We start from the raw sequence: 14,049 nt of genomic DNA on the forward strand, positions 1-14,049 counted from the left end.
AATAAAATATTATGCCTAATCAAAAAGTTAACCCCTCATTAGATAATTCGCAAATTGATATAGTCTTGTTAAAAATCAAAGAAATTTTAAGCACAATCTTTGGGGTTAAATCTGCTCAAATTGATATTCATACTAATCTTTTAGAACTTGGCTTTGAATCTCTCGTTTTAATTCAATTTAGTCGTTCTCTGCAAGAGAAATTGGGTGTAAAAATTCCTTTTCGCCAATTGCTAGAAGAGTTTCCCACACTTCATGACTTAGCTGTACATATATCTCAACAATTACCGTCTTCTTTTTACCAAGAAACAATAACGAAAATCCCACAGCAAGCCGCTAGGGAAAATTTAGATCTACCCTTGCTAAAGGTTAGTAAAAGCTTGACTAATGAATTAAATAATAATAGTAGAAATCATGCGATCGCGCAACTCATATCAGAGCAGTTAAAGCTAATGACTAAACAATTAGACTTGCTGCGTCACAACCATTCATCAAAGAAAAATTCACCTTTGCATCAAGTTTCTACGCAGATTCCTCAACCTCAAGCATCAGTTACTTCCCAACAGCCAGAAAAAGCAGAAACAACAACTTTAAACCCCCGTCAACAGCAACATCTAGATGCTTTAATCACAAGATTTGTCCAACGCACTCCAGAGTCAAAACGCCTCACACAAACTGCTCGTCCTTTCTTAGCAAATCCCAGAACAATTACAGGTTTTCGTCTTTCTCTCAAAGAAATGCTGTATCCAATTCATGCTCAACGTGGTGCTGGGGCGAGAATTTGGGATGTAGATGGTAATGAATACATCGATATGTCAATGGGCTTTGGCTCGCTTTTATTTGGTCATTCTCCTACATTTGTTATAGAGGCGATTCAAAAACATATTCAGCAAGGAATTCAAAATGGCCCGCAATCACATCTGACAAGTGAAGCTGCTAAGTTATTTTGTGAACTAACTAATCAAGAACGAGTCACTTTTTGTAACTCAGGTACAGATGCAGTTATGGGAGCTATACGTATAGCTAGGGCTACCACAGGACGCTCTAAAATTGCTGTATTTAACGGCTCTTATCACGGTACATTAGACGAAGTTTTAGTTGCTGGAGTCCCAACTGAAAACGGCACACTAAGTTCCCTACCAGCTGCACCAGGAATTCCCCAACACTTCATCGAAAACGTTATCGTACTCAACTACGGAAATCCCGAATCTTTTGATATCCTTAAAGCCCATTCCCATGAATTAGCAGCCGTTTTAGTTGAACCAATACAAAGCCGTCGGCCAGATTTTCAACCCAAAGAGTTTGTAAAAGAACTCAGACAACTAACCAAAAAGACAGGAATCGTCTTAATTTTTGATGAAGTAATTACAGGCTTTCGGATGCATCCCGGCGGTATTCAAGCAATGTGGAATATTCAAGCAGATATTACCACCTACGGTAAAGCACTTGGCTCTGGTTTACCAATTGGGGTAATAGCGGGTAAAGCTGCTTTTATGGATGCACTGGACGGCGGTTTTTGGAGTTACGGAGATGCTTCTTCTCCTCAAAGAGAAACTACTATATTTGCCGGGACTTTCTTCAAAAATCCTTTGGTTATGTCTGTTGCTTGGGCTGTACTTAACCATATCAAAAATAGTGGCGCAGAACTGCAAGAACAATTAGCAATAAAAACAGCAAATATAGCCCAAAATCTCAATAATTACTTTCAGCAAAAACAGTTACCAATTAAAGTTGTTCATTTTGGCTCACTCTTCCGTTTTGTTTACCCGCCCAATTTAGTTTGGATGAATTTATTATTTTATCATCTGATAGAAAAGGGAATTTATATATGGGAAGGACGGACTTTTTATCTATCTACTGCTCACACTGATGAAGATATTGAAATTTTAATTAAAGCTATCAAAGAAAGTATATCAGAATTGCAAGCTGGTGATTTTTTACCATCAGACACGCCTGTAATTAATCATCAAGGTGATACATTAGCGAATAATCAGGAAATAGTTACTCTTCCTCTAACAGATGTGCAGAAAGAACTTTGGTTTATGGCACAAATCGGAAATAATGCTTCCCGTGCTTATAACCAATCAATGAGTATTCATCTGCGTGGGTCATTTAAAATAGAAGCAGTCTCTAAAGCAGTCCAAACAATTATTAATCGTCACGAAGCCCTACGAACTACTTTTAGTTCAGAAGGAGATGATCAACTAATTCATCCCAACTTGAAAATAGATATTCCTTACATAGATTTTTCGCTATTAGATGGACAACATCGTTTAGCACAGTTAAGAGAATTTTTAGACCAAGAAGCTCAAGAAATTTTTAATCTGGAAAAAGGGCCTTTACTCCGGTTTCATATCATCAAGTTAGAGCCACAACATCACCTTTTAGTTCTCACTATTCATCACATTGTTGCTGATGGTTGGTCGATGACAATTTTACTACGGGAGTTAGCTGCAATTTATGCAGCTGAGTCTCAAGGTATCACTTGTCAACTTCCCCAAGCAATGCAATATAGAGAGTATGTTAAGTGGCAAAAACTCCAGCAAACAACTTCAGAAATGGCAAAAGCTGAGGCTTATTGGCTAAAGCAATTTTCTGGTTCAGTTCCAGTGTTAGATTTACCAACTGACAAGATTCGACCAGCTGTAAATATGCATAATGGGGCGATAGAAAATCTGGTAATTAATAGTTCTTTATATTATCAACTTAAAAGCCTTAGTGATGAGTGTAAGTGTACTTTGTTTACGACACTCTTGGCTGCATACATGGTCTTATTACAGCGACTAAGTAATCAGAATGATATCGTTGTGGGTATTGCTTCGGCAGGGCAATCATTGGTTAATCATAATTGTCTGGTTGGTCATTGCGTAAATTTATTACCAATACGCAGTCACCTGACTGAGCCACCAGTATTCACAGAATATCTAAGTTATATCAAAGGGCAGTTATTAGATGCTTACGATCATCAAATTTATCCTTTTATCAAGTTAGTTAAAAATTTAAATTTGGTACGAGATCAAAGCCGAAATCCTCTATTTACAGTCGGGTTGAATTTAGATCAAGCACAATTTGATTTAGATTCATTAGATGTTGAAATTGAAGTAGCAAAAAACTCTAATACTACTGCCAAATTTGATATTGATTTGAATATTATTCAGACTGATAGTGAGTTGTTGCTGGAACTAGAATATAATACTGACTTATTTGATACCCAAACAATTCAGCGTTGGGGCAATCATTACATCACTTTGTTAGAAAGTATAATTGCTAACCCTAAACAACGTCTTTCAGAATTGCTATTGCTAACCAACATTGAAAGACAACAGTTACTAATAGAATGGAATAATACCCAAGCTGATTATCGTCTAGGGCAATGTATTCATCAGTTATTTGAAGCACAGGTAGAGAAAACACCTGATGCTGTCGCAGTGGTATTTGAAGAAGAATGTTTAACCTATCAAGAACTTAATCAACGAGCTAACCAATTAGCACGTTACTTACAAAAGCTAGGTGTAGGGACAGAGGTATTGGTAGGAATTTGTGTAGAGCGTTCTTTAGAAATGATTGTGGGGATTTTAGGCATTCTGAAAGCGGGCGCTGCTTATGTGTCACTCGATCCAACATATCCCCAGGAACGTCTGGCTTTTATGTTGAAAGATGCTAATTTATCTTTATTATTAACTCAAGAAAAATTGCAACAATGGTTGCCTGAAAATCAGCATCAAACTATTTATTTAGATACTGATTGGCAGTTAATCAATCAAGAAAAACCTGATAATTTGCAGATAAAAGTTACAACTACAAATTTGGCTTATGTGATTTATACGTCAGGTTCCACAGGTAAACCCAAGGGAGTGATGGTGCAACATCATTCTTTAGTAAATTATACAGAAACGGCAATTGTGAAATATGCGCTGGAGGCAAGTGACAGCATTCTACAATTTTCCTCTATCTGCTTTGATGTCGCAGCAGAAGAAATATTTACTAGCTTGATAGTTGGTGCTAGATTAGTGTTGCGTAACGATGTAATGTTGAGTTCAATAACAGCGTTTTTAGAGAAGTGTCATCAGCTAAAAATAACTGTCTTAGCTTTACCTACTGCCTTTTGGCATCAAATCACCGCCGAATTTGCTGAGAATTTATCGTTACCTGAATCACTGCGTTTAGTAATTATTGGTGGAGAAAAAGCATCTTCACAGCGATTGGCAACTTGGCTACAATGTGTAAGTGAAAAAGTACAATTAATTAATTCTTACGGCCCTACAGAAGCAACAATTGGGACAACTATTAGCAATCTATCAAATTTATCAGAATTCAATGTTTTGAGAGAAGTGCCAATTGGTAAATCAATAGATAATGTACAAGTTTATATATTAGATTCTTATTTCCAACCTACTCCTATTGGTGTACCTGGGGAACTATACATAGGTGGTATGGGTATAGCGAGGGGATATCTCAACCAACCTCAATTAACAGCAGAAAAATTTATTCCTAATCCTTTCAGTAAGGAACTAGGAACACTTCTTTATAAAACAGGTGACTTAGCTTGTTATTTACCTAATGGCGAAATTGAAATTTTAGGACGGGTTGACGAGCAAGTAAAAATTCGCGGTTTTAGGATTGAATTAGGCGAAATTGCAGCCCAATTAAATCAACATCCTGATGTTCTAGAAGCAGTAGTGAAAGTGTGGGAGGAAGATGGTGATAAACGTTTAGTAGGATATGTCAGTTCACAATCAAAGCCACAAATCACAGGTACTCAACTGCGAAGCTTTTTGAAGGAACAACTGCCAGAATATATGATACCTTCTGCTTTTGTAATTTTAGAAGCTTTACCAATCACGCCCAATGGCAAAATAGATAGGCTAGCATTACCTGCACCAGAAAAAATTCGCCCAGAATTAGCAGCTAATTACGTATTACCGCAAACTGAAGTAGAACAAACTATTGCTAATATTTGGCAAAAATTTTTAAATATTGAAAATATAGGCATTCACGATAACTTTTTTGAAATTGGCGGTCATTCATTGTTAATAGTTAAAGTGCATAGTGAATTGCAGAAAATCTTTAAAACTGATTTGGCAATGCTTGATTTATTTAGATATCCAACTATTAGTTCTTTAGCAGAGTTATTGAGTCAATTCAAAAATCAAGTTCTAACTATGCAAAAGATAGATAATCAGTCAGAAAAAGTTACAAGTGCTAAAGAGCAACAAAAAAAACGTTTACAAAAAATGAAATCAGCTAGAAATATTTAAAAACCAGAGCTAATCATCAACAAGATGCACTGGCTACAAAGAGAAAATTTAACCACAGAGGCACAGAGTTCACAGAGGAATTAGAGAAAATGGACGATTCATCAGCATTTAATCAAAATGGTTCAGAAATAGCAATTATTGGTTTATCAGGATGTTTTCCTGGTGCGAAAAATATTGAAGAATTCTGGCAGAATTTACAAGCGGGTAGAGAAACAATTACTTTTTTTACAGATAAAGAACTGATAGATTCAGGGATAGATCCAGTTTTTGTGGATAATCCTAAATATGTGAAAGCTAGAGGTGTATTAGCAGACGCAGAATTTTTTGATGCCTCCTTTTTTGGGTTCACTCCTAGAGAAGCAGAAATTACCGATCCGCAACATCGACTGTTTTTAGAATCTGCTTGGTCAGCTTTAGAAAATTCTGGCTACAATCCAGAAAGTTATGCTGGTACGATTGGCGTTTATGCTGGTAGCGGTTTGAGTGGCTATCTATTTAATGTTTATACTAATGAAAATATTCGTAATTCTGTTGACTTTCATCAAATAACAATTGGTGGAGATAAGGATTATTTAAGCACTCGTGTTTCTTACAAATTCAATTTACAAGGGCCAAGTTATACTGTTCAAACTGCCTGTTCTACTTCATTAGTTGCAGTTCATTTAGGATGTCAAAGTCTCCTAAATGGAGAATGTGATATGGCTTTAGCTGGTGGTGTTTCTATTAGTGCATTACGCAAACATGGCTATTTTTATAAAGAAGGGGGCATAGGTTCCCCTGATGGACATTGCCGCGCCTTTGATGCCAAAGCACAAGGAACAGTTGGCGGTGAAGGTGTGGGCGTTGTGGTGTTGAAGAGATTAGAAGATGCGATCGCAGATCGAGATACTATCTATGCAGTAATTAAAGGTTCTGCTATCAATAACGATGGCTCACAAAAAGTCAGCTACACAGCACCTAGTATCGATACTCAAGCCAAAGTCATTAGAACGGCTCAAGCTGTTGCTGAAGTTGCACCCGAAACTATCACCTATATTGAAGCCCACGGTACGGGTACATCTTTAGGAGATCCGATTGAAATTGCGGCTTTAACTGAAGCTTTTCGCGCCAATACCGACAAAACAGGCTTTTGTGCCATAGGTTCTTTAAAAACCAACACCGGTCATTTGGATGCTGCGGCTGGGATAGCTGGTTTAATTAAAACTGTTTTAGCTCTCAAGCATCAAAAAATCCCGGCTAGTTTACACTTTGAACAACCTAATCCCCAAATTGATTTTGTCAATAGTCCTTTTTACGTCAATACTCAACTAACTGATTGGCAAACTAACGGTATTCCCCGACGTGCGGGGGTGAGTTCTTTTGGTATTGGGGGGACAAATGCTCATGTGATTTTGGAAGAAGCACCATTACAATTCAAAAGTTGCAGAGACGCGATTAATCGCGTCTGTACAAAAGTCAAAAGTGAATATTTACTATTGTGTATATCTGCTAAAACTGCTACAGCTTTAGAAACTGCGACGCAAAATTTAGTTAGTTATCTTCAGCAAAATCAAGATTTAAATTTGGCTGATGTTGCTTATACTTTGGCGGTAGGTCGTAAAGCGTTGGAACATCGCCGGATTTTGGTTTGTCAAAATCTGGAAAATGCTATTACAACCCTAACATCTCTAGATAATCCAGAAGTTTTTACCCATTATCAAAAACCCTGTCATCGTCCAGTGGTGTTTATGTTTCCGGGACAGGGTTCTCAGTATGTGAACATGGGGCGAGAACTGTATGAAACTGAACCATACTTTAAAGAACAAATTGACTATTGTGCGGAACTTCTCAAACCACATCTAGGTTTTGATTTGCGCGATGTCATCTATCCCAATGCAACGCAGACTCAAGAACTAACACAAACTGCTATCACCCAGCCTGCTTTATTTGTGATTGAGTATGCTTTAGCGAAATTATGGATGAACTGGGGTGTACGTCCTGAAGCGATGATTGGTCATAGCATCGGGGAATATGTAGCAGCAACTTTGGCAGGGGTTTTTAGTTTAGAAGATGCTTTAAAATTAGTTGCTCATCGCGGACGTTTGATGCAACAACTACCCGATGGTGCGATGCTCTCGGTGCAAATGGGAGAGTCAGAAATTCAACCTTTTTTAGGTGTAGAATTGGCTCTGGCTGCTAGTAATGCCCCATCGACTTGTGTAGTTTCAGGTTCGGTGAGTGCGATCGCAAAATTAGAACAGCAGTTACAACAGCAAGGGATAAATTGTCGCAAATTGCATACATCTGGTGCTTTTCATTCGCCCATGATGGATGCGATGATTGAGCCATTTACCAAGTTGTTACAACAAATCAGCCTCCATCCTCCGCAAATTCCCTTCATTTCCAACCTTAGCGGTACATGGATAAGGAAAGAAGCCGCTACAGATCCCGATTATTGGGCAAAACATCTGCGCCAAACTGTACGCTTTAGTGATGGAATTACTCAGTTACAACAGCAACCAGAACGCATCTTTTTAGAGGTGGGGCCAGGAAAAACTTTAAGTACCTTTGTCAAGCATCAAAAACCAGAGGTAGTCACACTCACTTCACTCCGTCATCCCCAAGAACAAAAATCAGATGTAGCATTTATATTTAATACTTTGGGTCGTTTGTGGTTGCAAGGAATAAAAATTGATTGGTCGAGTTTTTATAGCCATGAAAAACTTTACCATATTCCTTTACCTACCTATCCTTTTGAGCGTCAGCGTTATTGGGTAGAACCGCAGCAACAGAAGATTAAAACACAATTAGAAAAACAATTTGCATCAATAACAACCGAGCAGAAACTGAGGAAAGAAAATACTGTTTTATCAGGTAAAAAGCCTAACATTGCTGACTGGTTTTATCTTCCTACTTGGAAACGAGCTTCGTTACCCCAGCAATTACCAAATCAAATCAAAACAACTCAGCCCAAATGCTACTTAGTGTTTATAGATGAGTGCGGTTTGGGTGAAAAAATAGTGACGCGATTGAGATTAGAGGGTGGAGAGGTAATTACCGTCAAAGTAGCAAATGAATACAGTTGTCAGAGCGATCGCTCATATACAATTAACCCAGAACAACCACAAGATTATAAGTTTCTGTGCCAAGAACTGCGTAATTTAGGTAAAACTCCCAGCCACATTATTCATTTATGGAGTGTCACACCAGATAATCTAGAGGAATTAACACCACAACAGTATGAATCCTTGGGCTTTTATAGCTTAGTGTTTCTTGCTCAAGCGATCGCAAAGTTTTATCAAAAAGATAACTTACACATTCAAGTTATTTCCAACCATCTACAAATGGTTACAGGTTCCGAACAACTGTGTCCAGAAAAAGCATTGATAATGGGGCCTTGTAAAGTAATTCCGCAAGAGTATGTCAACCTTACTTGTAACAGCATTGATCTAGTTCTTCCCACCACAGATAGTTGGCAAGAACAGCAACTAATCAACCAATTACTCACAGAAATTTCTCTGCAAACACCTGAACAAGTGATTGCTTATCGAGGAAATCATCGTTGGGTGCAGGATTTTGAAGCTATCAAATTAGACACCTCAATTCAGGGAAATCAGCGTTTAAGGCAAAACGGAGTTTATTTAATTACTGGCGGTTTAGGTGGTGTTGGACTAGTTTTAGCCGAATATCTAGCAAAAACTGTACAAGCTAAATTAATTTTAGTCGGGCGATCGCCTTTTCCTCAACCAAATGAATGGACAGAATGGCTATCAATTCATGATGCACAAAATATAGTTAGCCAAAAAATCCGAAAATTGCAAAATCTACAAGCTTTTGGCGCAGAGATAATGGTAATTAGTGCCGACGTTGCTAATTATGAGCAAATGTCAGCCGTGGTTAAAAAATTAAATTTGCAATTTGGTCAAATTAACGGAGTAATTCATGCAGCTGCAGTTTTCGGCGGGGGTATGATTCAACTTAAAACTAAAAAAATTGCAGATGAAGCTTTAGCGCCAAAAGTTCAAGGAACAAGAGTACTAAATGAAATTTTCCAAAATACTAGGCTTGATTTCTTTGTACTTTGTTCTTCGCTTTCTGCTTTTGTAGGTACATCAGGATTGGTTGACTATATTGCCGAAAATTCTTTTTTAGATGCCTTCGCTCACTATCATGCTGCACAACATAGTAATTTCATTACATCTATTAACTGGGATAGATGGAACAGCTTAGGAATGGCTGTTGCAGTTGCAGAAAGGCACAAAAATATCACCAAAGGAGAATTAACAGCAGGAATGACTGCCGAAGAAGGTATTGAGGCATTTAATAAAATTTTAGCTCATAGTAATTTGCCTCAAATTATTGTTTCCACACAAAATTTATACAGCCAGCTTCAGCCTCATCAATCTAATAAATCCCTAGAAGAACAATTAGCCCAACTCAACGAAGCTAGAGCAATTCATCCCCGTCCCAACTTAGATAATGCTTATGTTCCCCCAAGCAACGAACTGGAAATTACCCTAGCTGATATTTGGCAAAAACTTCTGGGCATTGATAGTGTGGGTATTCATGATAATTTCTTTGAATTAGGAGGAGATTCTTTATTTGCTACTCAGCTTGTTTCTCAGTTGTGCAAAACTTTCCAAGTGGAACTTTCTTATAAGGGCTTTTTTAATTTCCCGACTGTAGTTGAATTAGCTAAAACTATTGCCAAAAATTTAGCTGAAAAAGCAGAAGTACAAGATCTGACAAAAGCTTTATCAGAAATCGAGCAGCTTTCGGAAGAAGAAGTCCAGACAATTATTGCTGTACAAAATTCAGTCTTTAATTGAAATAGACAACATTTTGTAAATATTTGAGGTGAGTTTATGCTCATTATATATGGTATCAATGGGAAGAAATACTTATTATTATTGTTACTGTGTCAGCTAGGATTCTTATTTTTTGGAATGCTCTCTATCTTTGTATATGTAATCAAAATAGATGGAATTTTGGATATTCCATCTTCTATGATTTCTCTTTTATTGTGTGTTTTATATGCAATATCAGCTTTATGGATAGGATTATTCTGGGATTCTTTTTCAAAGTTGATGTTTAGCGTTTATGCCACAAAAAAAGTAATTTTCCAACAACGGTTTATTATACCAATTTTGCTCTTATGCTTACTGGCAGCCTATACAACTCATGCGATACTATTAACTAAGCAATTCAGCAATCTTTTAATAGTTAGCCTTTCTCCTTTATTCTTGGCTAGTATACTAGCAATACTTGCAACACTTGTTATTATTGGAATAGTAATAAAAGAGATAATAAACGATAAAAAAATATACATTCAAAGCCAACATAAACTCACAGAACTTAGGAAAAAATTTGGTTCAGAACCCATTAGAAGAATAGAAACTTCTATTAATCTTGCTTATAACAAAGCTTTTGCCAATCCACTTCCACCCTCACAAGGCTTCACAGTGATAGGTATCACTTCTAAACCGTGGTATGAAATAAGCGATTTACCGAAAGTGAAACTGCTAGAAGATAAGTATGAAATAATTCACCAAGAAGCTCTTCAAGCTAGGGAAAGTAATACTCTATTAAAACCATATTACTATCCAGGTGTTAATATGGGCGGATGGGATTCTATCTACTTAGTTAGAGGAGGTAAGAAGGTAGAGGAAAGTATCTTATATTTTCCAAAGACACTAGAAATATTAGAGCTAATTTCAAATCACACAAGGCTTGAAACCGCAGAACTATTAGTTCTTAAACCTGGGGAAATTGTTAAACCTCATCGCGATCCAGCAAGTTCCTTTATAATTTGTCAACTCGGTATTTCCATTCCTGAAAATTGTGGTATTAGCGTGGGTGGAGAGTCGCGTACTTGGAAAGAAGGGAAGTGTTTATTCTTTGATCCATCCTATGAGCATACAGTGTGGAACTATAGCGATAAACCTAGAGTAGTTCTGCTTGTAGTATTTTACAAGCCCGATCTAACAAATATCGAAATAGATTTCATACATATGCTTGATAGTGGTGACTGGTCTCAAGAGCCAGGGTAAGCTCATCATTACACGAGCTTCACAGTAAATATTTTGAAATATTAGTAATTATACGCTAAGGTTTCAAAATTAAACTTAAGCAATCGTAGTAAAATAACATCTTTATACTGCGATTTTTTAATTCCGGTGCTTGATTTATAGCTCATTATTATAGCTTGCACAAATGACTGATATTGCCAAGCGTATCGCCGCTCTTTCTCCAGAAAAACGTAAGCTTCTGTTGCAAAAACTGAGTAATAAAAAAGAAGATGTTTTTTCAAACACGCAAATAAAATCTCAAAATCGAGAGTCTAATAATTTCCCCCTTTCTTTTTCACAACAGAGGTTATGGTTTCTCGACCGATTGGAACCTGGGAACCCAGCATTTAACATCTGTCAGTTTATGCGTTTGTCAGGTAAGCTAAATGTACCAGCACTGGAACAAAGTTTTCAAGAAATTGTCAAGCGTCACGAAGCTTTACGCACTACATTTACCCTAATTGATGGAGAACCGCTTCAGGTAATTTCCCCTGCTGCTGTATTTAAGTTACACCTAGTAAATTTACAAGCATTCCCTCTAGACACAAGAGAAGCCGAAGTTCTATCTTTAGCTAATCAAGAAACTCAAAAATCATTCGATTTAACTAAAGATTGCTTACTGCGAGTTACTTTATTACAACTGAGCGAAATAGAGCATATTTTATTGTTATCAATACACCATATTGCTGCTGATGCTTGGTCGATAGGTGTATTAATTAATGAAATTACAACTCTTTATGAAAACTTGGCTCGCGGTTATGCTGCACAACTTCCTGAACTACCAATTCAGTATGCAGACTTTGCAGTTTGGCAGCGCAAATCGTTGCAGGGAGAAAAATTAGAAACTCTGCTGAGTTATTGGCAGCAAAAATTAAGTGGTCAACTCCCTGTAGTTGAATTACCTACAGATATGCCAAGACCAAAATTACAAACTTTTAACGGTGCTAGGCAATGTCTTGTTTTATCTAAAACTTTCTCAGAACAATTGAAAGCTTTGTATCAACGAGAAGGTATTACTTTATTCATGATTCTGCTCGCAGGATTTAAAACACTACTTTATTGGTACACAGGACAAGAAGACATAGTTATAGGTACTGATATTGCTAACCGTAACCAACCGGAAATCAGAGGATTAATTGGTTTTTTCGTTAACCAACTTGTTTTACGGACTAACTTGTCAGGAAACCCCTCGTTTCGGGAGTTACTTGAACGAGTCCGTGAGGTAACTTTAGATGCTTATACTCATCAAGATTTGCCCTTTGACAAACTTGTAGATGTGCTAAATCCATTACGGCATATGGCTCGTTCACCTTTATTTCAGATAAAGTTAATTTTAGAAAATACTCAAATTCCCTCTTTACAGCTTTCAAATCTGACTCTCAAACCTTTAGAGTTGGAAAAAAAGACAACTCAACTTGATTTACTTTGGGAGATCAGAGAAACAGAACAAGGAATAGTTGCTGTATTGGAGTACAACACAGATTTATTCTATGCAACTACCATAGCTCGAATGCTCAAACATTTTGAAACACTTTTAAACCAAATTGTAGCCAAACCAACAGCTAAATTAACAGAATTAATTGAATTACTAACAGCAGCAGATAAGCAAGAAGAATCTTGGAAAAGTAAAAATACCAAAGCCGAATATCAACGGAAATTAAAAACCATTAAACGCCAAGTTGTCAACACTGCTAATGAAATGGAAGATGAAAGATGAAAAAATTAGGTAAATCTATCAAAGCCCAAGCAGTAAATGTACTAGAAAATCAATTAATAGAAATAGATGATTTCATCAAGAGTCAGACATTACCTATTGTCATCAAACCGCTTGTAAATGATATTGACCTGGCAGATTGGGCTGAAGGTAATCGAGATTCTATAGAAGCCAACCTATTACAAAATGGTGCTATATTATTTAGAGGCTTCAATATTACTACAGCATCAGAATTTGAGCGTTTTGGTTTAGCAATTTGCTCAGAACTTTTTAATGAAAATGGCGAACATCCCCGTAATAATGTGAGTGGGAATGTTTATACTCCAGTTTTTTACCCTGGCGATCGCAAGTTATTATGGCATAACGAAAATTCCTTTAATCATCGCTGGCCGATGAAAATTATGTTTGGTTGTCGTCAACCAGCACAGCAGGGAGGGGAAACGCCAATTGTTGATAGTCGCCAAGTTTTTCAGCGCATCAACCCTAAAATTAGGGACAATTTTATTGAAAAACAAGTAATGTATGTCCGTAATTATGGTAGTGGTTTAGGGCTAAACTGGGAAACAGTTTTTCAAACTACAAATCGCGAAGAAGTTGCAGCTATTTGTCAACGCAACTTTGTCAATTTTGAATGGAAGCCAGACGGAACTTTAAGAACTCTCTCGGTGCGTCCAGCAGTAGCTAAACATCCCCAAACTGGCGAAATTACCTGGTTTAATCAAGCTCAACATTGGCATCCGGCTTGCTTAGATGCTCAAACAAGAGAGTCGTTTATCTCATCATTTGCACAAGCAGATTTGCCAAGAAATTGCTATTACGGTGATGGTACTCCTATAGAAGATTCAATAATGGCAGAAATTTGTGAAGTATACCAAGAATTAGAAGTAACCTTTCCCTGGAAACAAGGAGATGTATTACTACTAGATAACTTATTAACTGCTCATGCCCGTAATCCCTTTATTGGAGAAAGAAAGTTATTAGTAGCTATGGGCGACATGACAAGCTTTGCAGATATTAATAATTAAAGGTAGTA

Annotated in this window: 5 protein-coding genes; all 5 read left to right on the forward strand. The window is 37.1% G+C overall.

Annotation, left to right across the window (positions count from 1 at the left end):
• The first annotated feature begins 11 nt into the window (after positions 1 to 11).
• The 5 genes from HGR01_RS29095 (at position 12) to HGR01_RS29115 (ending at position 14,041) form a co-directional block, all read left to right on the forward strand.
• Positions 12 to 5,255, forward strand: coding sequence for a non-ribosomal peptide synthetase (locus HGR01_RS29095; RefSeq protein ID WP_045872209.1), 5,244 nt, complete (start codon positions 12 to 14; stop codon positions 5,253 to 5,255).
• Between the two features lie 89 nt (positions 5,256 to 5,344).
• Positions 5,345 to 10,063, forward strand: coding sequence for a type I polyketide synthase (locus HGR01_RS29100; RefSeq protein WP_045872208.1), 4,719 nt, complete (start codon positions 5,345 to 5,347; stop codon positions 10,061 to 10,063).
• Positions 10,064 to 10,099: 36 nt separating this feature from the next.
• Positions 10,100 to 11,284 (forward strand): aspartyl/asparaginyl beta-hydroxylase domain-containing protein, encoded by a 1,185-nt coding sequence (locus HGR01_RS29105; protein ID WP_052335297.1) that lies wholly within the window; start codon positions 10,100 to 10,102, stop codon positions 11,282 to 11,284.
• Between the two features lie 163 nt (positions 11,285 to 11,447).
• Positions 11,448 to 13,019 (forward strand): condensation domain-containing protein, encoded by a 1,572-nt coding sequence (locus tag HGR01_RS29110; RefSeq protein WP_045872207.1) that lies wholly within the window; start codon positions 11,448 to 11,450, stop codon positions 13,017 to 13,019.
• Positions 13,016 to 14,041 (forward strand): TauD/TfdA family dioxygenase, encoded by a 1,026-nt coding sequence (locus HGR01_RS29115; RefSeq protein ID WP_045872206.1) that lies wholly within the window; start codon positions 13,016 to 13,018, stop codon positions 14,039 to 14,041. Before HGR01_RS29110 ends, HGR01_RS29115 begins: the two co-directional genes overlap by 4 nt.
• Positions 14,042 to 14,049 lie beyond the last annotated feature (8 nt).

Origin of the sequence: Tolypothrix sp. PCC 7712, assembly GCF_025860405.1 — a bacterium.
GTDB lineage: Bacteria > Cyanobacteriota > Cyanobacteriia > Cyanobacteriales > Nostocaceae > Aulosira > Aulosira diplosiphon.

What these genes read in the sequence shown, in the direction of transcription:
- HGR01_RS29105 (WP_052335297.1), top strand. Translation starts at nt 10,100, where the DNA reads ATGCTCATTATATATGGTATCAATGGGAAGAAATACTTATTATTATTG.
- HGR01_RS29095 (WP_045872209.1), top strand. Translation starts at nt 12, where the DNA reads ATGCCTAATCAAAAAGTTAACCCCTCATTAGATAATTCGCAAATTGAT.
- HGR01_RS29115 (WP_045872206.1), top strand. Translation starts at nt 13,016, where the DNA reads ATGAAAAAATTAGGTAAATCTATCAAAGCCCAAGCAGTAAATGTACTA.
- HGR01_RS29100 (WP_045872208.1), top strand. Translation starts at nt 5,345, where the DNA reads ATGGACGATTCATCAGCATTTAATCAAAATGGTTCAGAAATAGCAATT.
- HGR01_RS29110 (WP_045872207.1), top strand. Translation starts at nt 11,448, where the DNA reads ATGACTGATATTGCCAAGCGTATCGCCGCTCTTTCTCCAGAAAAACGT.